Annotated in this window: 9 protein-coding genes; 8 read left to right on the top strand and 1 reads right to left on the bottom strand. The window is 36.0% G+C overall.

Annotated elements, in window-relative coordinates:
- Window positions 1–206 precede the first annotated feature (206 nt).
- Complete coding sequence (locus ACFIJW_RS03405; protein WP_375627583.1) at window positions 207–809, bottom strand: S24 family peptidase; 603 nt, start codon at window positions 807–809, stop codon at window positions 207–209.
- A gap of 99 nt (window positions 810–908) precedes the next feature.
- Here ACFIJW_RS03405 and ACFIJW_RS03400 point away from each other — a divergent pair, with 99 nt between their 5' ends.
- The 8 genes from ACFIJW_RS03400 to ssb all read left to right on the top strand — a co-directional run bounded on the left by ACFIJW_RS03400 (window position 909) and on the right by ssb (window position 5,464).
- A complete protein-coding gene (locus ACFIJW_RS03400; protein WP_375633286.1) occupies window positions 909–1,154 on the top strand; it encodes a helix-turn-helix transcriptional regulator in 246 nt (81 codons plus the stop codon).
- A gap of 84 nt (window positions 1,155–1,238) precedes the next feature.
- Complete coding sequence (locus ACFIJW_RS03395; protein WP_375633285.1) at window positions 1,239–1,718, top strand: crossover junction endodeoxyribonuclease RuvC; 480 nt, start codon at window positions 1,239–1,241, stop codon at window positions 1,716–1,718.
- Window positions 1,708–2,823: a hypothetical protein gene (locus ACFIJW_RS03390; RefSeq protein WP_375633284.1), complete on the top strand. Its 1,116-nt coding sequence runs from the start codon at window positions 1,708–1,710 to the stop codon at window positions 2,821–2,823. The genes ACFIJW_RS03395 and ACFIJW_RS03390 overlap by 11 nt, the downstream gene beginning before the upstream one ends.
- Complete coding sequence (locus tag ACFIJW_RS03385) at window positions 2,807–3,241, top strand: hypothetical protein (protein WP_375633283.1); 435 nt, start codon at window positions 2,807–2,809, stop codon at window positions 3,239–3,241. The genes ACFIJW_RS03390 and ACFIJW_RS03385 overlap by 17 nt, the downstream gene beginning before the upstream one ends.
- Before the next feature lie 155 nt (window positions 3,242–3,396).
- Window positions 3,397–3,744: a hypothetical protein gene (locus ACFIJW_RS03380; protein WP_375633282.1), complete on the top strand. Its 348-nt coding sequence runs from the start codon at window positions 3,397–3,399 to the stop codon at window positions 3,742–3,744.
- Window positions 3,731–4,246, top strand: coding sequence for a hypothetical protein (locus ACFIJW_RS03375; protein WP_375633281.1), 516 nt, complete (start codon window positions 3,731–3,733; stop codon window positions 4,244–4,246). The genes ACFIJW_RS03380 and ACFIJW_RS03375 overlap by 14 nt, the downstream gene beginning before the upstream one ends.
- Before the next feature lie 245 nt (window positions 4,247–4,491).
- Entirely contained in the window at window positions 4,492–4,914 is a 423-nt protein-coding gene (locus ACFIJW_RS03370; RefSeq protein WP_375633287.1) for a helix-turn-helix domain-containing protein, read from the top strand.
- Between the two features lie 94 nt (window positions 4,915–5,008).
- A complete protein-coding gene (gene ssb, locus ACFIJW_RS03365; RefSeq protein ID WP_375624117.1) occupies window positions 5,009–5,464 on the top strand; it encodes a single-stranded DNA-binding protein in 456 nt (151 codons plus the stop codon).
- Window positions 5,465–5,578 lie beyond the last annotated feature (114 nt).

The following is a 5,578-nucleotide window of genomic DNA, read 5'->3' as shown; positions in this document are numbered from 1 at the left end:
ATTTCATCAGAATTTATAAGAATTGGCTTATCCATAATTTTTCCTCCCTAACGCCTCTTGGCGATTGTTTGTGCGTGGTTTGTATAATTACTTATACGTAAATGTATAAATATAAGCAAGCAAAAAATCGCATATATTTCATTTTTTTTTGCATTTTCACTTAAATGCCATCTTCACAAGCAATAGAATCAAAAACTTTATTGGGATTACTTCATAAGTAGACGATAGGATTTGCGCGGTAATATTGCAACTATTTCTCCAACCCATTTTATCTTTGCATTTTTAATAGGTAGCGCATTCCATGATTTGAGTACAATGCCCTCTGAAGAGCGAGTAATTTGTTTGATGAAACGCCTATTATCTTCTGTTAGAACGACAACTTCATCACCGTAATAATCGCTCATTGGCTTTGTTTGCAGATGTTTAACTACGATTAAATCACCATCTTTATATACGGGATACATGGAATCTCCACGAACCATGAATCCTATTGTTTCAAAAGGCAAATCAAATGGTATTTCGATTGTTTCAAGCCCATCTTCTGGGATTTGCTCAACATCGGTATCAATCTCTAATCCTGCTCCTACATATCCCATGACAGGAACAACTGTAGTAATTTGATTATAACCTTTTAAGCTTTTATAAAGTTCTAGAATTGAGTCTCTGTGTGAACCTCTGGGATCTGATTCACTTCCTAACCATCTTGACACGGTCGCTTGGGTTACATTTAATCTATCGGCAAGATCTTTTTGATTAAGACCAAACTCAGATTGCAATACTTGCAATGTCGCAATGATATTTTTTGTCATAATTAGTTACTTATGATTTTAAAATTAAAAAAATCTATTGTTTTTTTTAATTAACTCTATACAATTGCGTATATGGTTAAAATAAAGGGCTTAACTCAAATGGACACAGAGGAAAAATTCAAGATTAAATCTATCCGAAAGTGTTTATCGCTAACACAAAAAGAATTAGCAGACATTTTAGGCGTTAAGCAAGCCTCTGTTTGTCGTTGGGAACAAGGCAAAGGACTATCTTTAAATAGTTATTTAAAGCTGCAAAAGTTGAAGGATAGTTCTAGCTCTAGTTCTGCTTTTATTGCTGCTCCTACAGATAGTAATGAACATCAACAGCACCATTCACATTCTTAAACAGGCATTAAATAAAGAGATCAAATAAATAGATTACGCGTCACCATGCGCACGCATAAATACGTAGAGCCTTAAGGGGGGATTATGATCACTAATGCACAAACCATTCTCTGTCTTGATCTAGGGACTAAGACAGGCTGGGCGCTTCGTGATGCAGATGGTTTTATCACAAGTGATACAGAACATTTTCAATCACGCCGTTTTGAAGGCGGTGGCATGCGTTACTTGCGCTTTAAGAAATGGCTTACTGAACTAAAGAGGTCTGTTGATGAAATTGATGCAGTGTATTTTGAAGAGGTCCGCCGGCATGTGGGTACAGACGCTTCTCATGTTTATGGGGGCTTTCTAGCAACATTAACGGCGTGGTGTGAACATCATCAGATACCGTATGAAGGCATTCCCGTTGGTACCATTAAGAAAGCAATGACAGGCAAAGGGAATGCGTCAAAAGAAGAAATGATTAAGGCAATGCGTGCAAAAGGTCACGCGCCTTGTGATGACAACGAAGCAGATGCTTTGGCAATTTTATATTTAATGAAAGAAGGGGATATACATGTCCGGTAAAATACCATGGACGAGACTGTTTGCCGATAAATGGGCGGTGGTCGTCGATTATTTACCTCCTGTAGAAGGTAATATCTATATGAGATTGCGATTTCGCATGCTTCGTACTGGTGAACCTCTTTTTTGTAATATTAAAGTTTTATCTCATTACACTGGTTATTCAGTAAAGAAATTTGAGACAGCATTGAATGTTTTGCTAGAAGAGGGATACATCATTCGTTTAGAAGATGGTCGTTTATGGAATCTCGATGTTGAAGAAGAATTAAAAAATTGCAATGAGAATTTAAATAAACTTTCAGAAAAAGCTATAAAAGCTGCAAATACTAAGAAAAATAAGCATAAAGATAACTCATCAAAAAACCATCATGATGTCATCATGACGTCATCACGAGGTCATGATGACATCATGATGAAACACATTAACATAGACAATAACATATATAATAAAAAAACTAAAACTAACGTTTTAGCAAAAAAAGAAATTGGTTCTGAAAGTTTAGAAACAAACGAACGGGTTCATGAGCCAACAGAGGTTGCTGCTGTTGAGACCACATCAGAGCAAATCGCAACCTCATCAGACAACCAACCTCCCATTCACGAGCAAGAGAACGTTCCCAAAAAAGCAAAACGAGCGCAAGCTAATCGCGGTTGTCGATTGCCAGAGGATTTCAAACCTAATTTGCAATACGCAATCGATCAAGGATTAACGCATGATGAGGCGCTGTTAGAAACCGAACGGTTCACAAATTACTGGATAGCAAACCCAGGTAAAAATGCAAACAAACGAGATTGGCAAAGGACTTGGTACAATTGGGTTACAAGCCCTATCGGAACGCTAGCAAAGAAAAAAGCAAGATTAGAACAGGAAAAACGGTTAGGTGGTTATCATGGAAAATTCACTCAGAAAACTTTCACAGAACAGCTTGCAGAAGGCTTCAACCAACTCAGAGATCAACTCTCATCTGGAGAAGATTATGGAAATGATCAGTCCGGGGTATCCATTGACGCTGAAAGCTGGGAATACATTGACGAAACAGGAGGAAGAGCAAACCTTAGATGCTTGCAATCTTCTACAAGCGTTGCTCTCTGTGAAAGCTTCAGTTAAGCAAATTGAGCAAGCTTCTTTCCTACTCTCAAGCATGAGAGTCCCTGCGAACACAGATTCCAAAGCCGTTGTTCTATCCTATAGCATGATGCTGGAACGGATTTCAGCATATGCTCTGAAAAAAGGCGTCGAAGATATCGTAACTGGTCAAGCAATTGGGATATCAAAAACATTTATGCCAACTTGTGGAGAGCTTTTAACTTATTGCCAGACACTAGAAAATACCCTTCTTTCAAAAGCCGAAACTGTACGTAGAGCAATTGAAAACACACGTGAGAAAACACTCAAAGAAAAAACAGCGAAAGAGCATTTTAGACCACTAACGCTTGTTCACAAGCAAGAGCTTGAAGAGACTTTAAATGGCATTGGTGGGATAATGAAACGCTTTGGTCCACAGCAAACTAGTGAAAAGTGCTGATCATTTTACAATTAGGTATGTGTTTAAATCGACAAAAAGGCATCATACAAAGCGATTTAAAGATTTTATGATGAAAAACACATCTGTAATACAAAACGCTCTGTACGGTCAAATTTAAGGTAAATTAACCTATTGGTAAAAATAGGAATTAAAACATGGAAATATTAAAACGAAGATTCTTTAAAAAACGTAAACAGCCTATGCAAAAAGAGTTTGTTGCAACAGCTGTTGGTTATGTTCCTTGGGGAGACGGAGCAGAGGAGTATTTTTACAACCTCTACGAATATGAAGACGGCACAAGAGAGTGTGAAAAGTTTGATGGCGGACAGTATTATACCACACCAGAAAATGCAGATTTTAGTACCAAAGCGCAGGTGAAAGCATGGGTTTACGGTGGTGCTATTCCGAAAAGCATTCTGAATTACGAACCTCTTATAGACGAGTTCAATAAAGAGATCAAAAAATTATCGAAAACCGCAGGAAATAAATATGTTTACAGATAAACAGCTAAGAGCCTTGTTTGGCATTATAACTTTTATATTTTTATGTTTTTTAGGAATTAAAAAAAATCCCTACTTTATTCAAAGTATTTTGATATTTGCATCTTTTTGTTTGATAATAGTAACAAATATTTTTGTAATTTTATGCAATTCTCATATTCCTTTTGAGTTGCAGAACAATCCAAAATATAAAGATGATGATACAACGGGTTGGGTGAAACTAACACGTGATTTACAACAGTATTTGCACAGACTCTTAAAACTAATAAGTTTAGCGCTTGTCGTTTTAATTTTCCCAAGTAGTTATAAAGAAACGGTCTCTTTACCTATTATTTCTAAGTACGTGGAGCATAAGCTTTCTTTTTCATTGGATATTGTACTTTGGTACTCAAATATTGCTCTTTGGTATTCCTTTTTAGTTTGTGTATTGTTTCTTATGTTACATACACGCAGTTTAATAAACATATCTATTTACACACTACAGTGCTCAGTTAAAAAGCCATAGTAAAATTTCCGATTTATAAGACTTTTTTGGTTAATCGGTATTGTATCTTCTTAACATCGATTGATGAAATCAACAAAACATCAAAAAACACCTAAAAAGGCACGTAACGATGACTCATATCTGCTCACCATTAAGATATCCAGGCGGCAAGGCTATACTTTATGGAAAAGTCAAAGAAATTTTTGAAAAAAACACAATATCATTTCTCAAAGCAGCTTGATTGCATGAATAGGAGTTTTAATCACATGCTTACACCATTTGGCAAAACCTTACGTAAAATTCGTATTGATCGGACAGAACGTCTATTAGATATGGCTGATAAATTAGGCGTATCTATAGCGTTTTTATCTTCTGTAGAAATTGGCAAAAAGCCTATACCTGCTGACATGGAAGAAAAGATCATTGAGAAATATGCTTTAGATGAAGAAACGGCTTCTATCTTGAGAAGAGAAGCAAATATTTGTCGTAAGAATTTTACAATGAACTCTTCTGACCCACTTAACCATGAAATTTCTAACACGTTTGTTAGAATGTTTAAGTCTCTTTCACAACAAGATCTGACAAAGTGCAAGGAACTCATGGAGAAAGTAGAAAAAAACGGTGCTTGCAGAATAGAATACCTTGATCCCCTTATTTTATACACCGTAAACATAATGTTATATGGTTAATAATTAATATTATCCTTTTGAAATAATTGTATAAATATGCAAATTATGCTAAGATTTTTCATGTATAAATTGCTAATCTAATGGGGCTACAAATATGCTAAATAAAGTGACGTTAATCGGGCGCCTTGGTGCTAATCCCGAAAGCAAAACAATGAATTCTGGAGCAGAAATAGTTAATTTTAGTATAGCGACTTCTGAGAGCTATACAGATAAAAAAACCAATCAAAAAGTAGAGAAAACAGAATGGCATTCAGTTGTGATTTTTAATCCACATTTGGCAAAAATTGCACTTCAATATCTCAACAAAGGTTCAAAGGTTTACATAGAAGGAAAATTACAGACACGCAAATGGCAAGATAAAAATGGGCATGACCGTTATACAACAGAGATTGTCTTACCACAATTCAAAGGCGAGTTGTATTTGCTTGATGCCAAAAAAGATCAATCGGCATCCCCTACCCCTTCACCTATTACTTCTCAAAATTATGCTATCGCTTCAGGGGCTGCTGATCATAGTGCACTCATTAATAATGATAGCATACCATTCTGATTGAAAAAAATATGACAAAAAGAAAAAAACGTGCAAAACGTGGACGTCCTCGTATTAATGGATGTCTCAGAGAACCCAATGGTCGTATCTCGCGAGCAAAAATACCGCGTGAAC

The sequence above is a fragment of the Bartonella sp. MM97QHHN genome, assembly GCF_042194285.1.
Lineage (GTDB): Bacteria > Pseudomonadota > Alphaproteobacteria > Rhizobiales > Rhizobiaceae > Bartonella.
The sequence above is the reverse complement of the archived record's forward strand: the minus strand, read 5'-3'. Positions and strand labels throughout refer to the sequence as shown.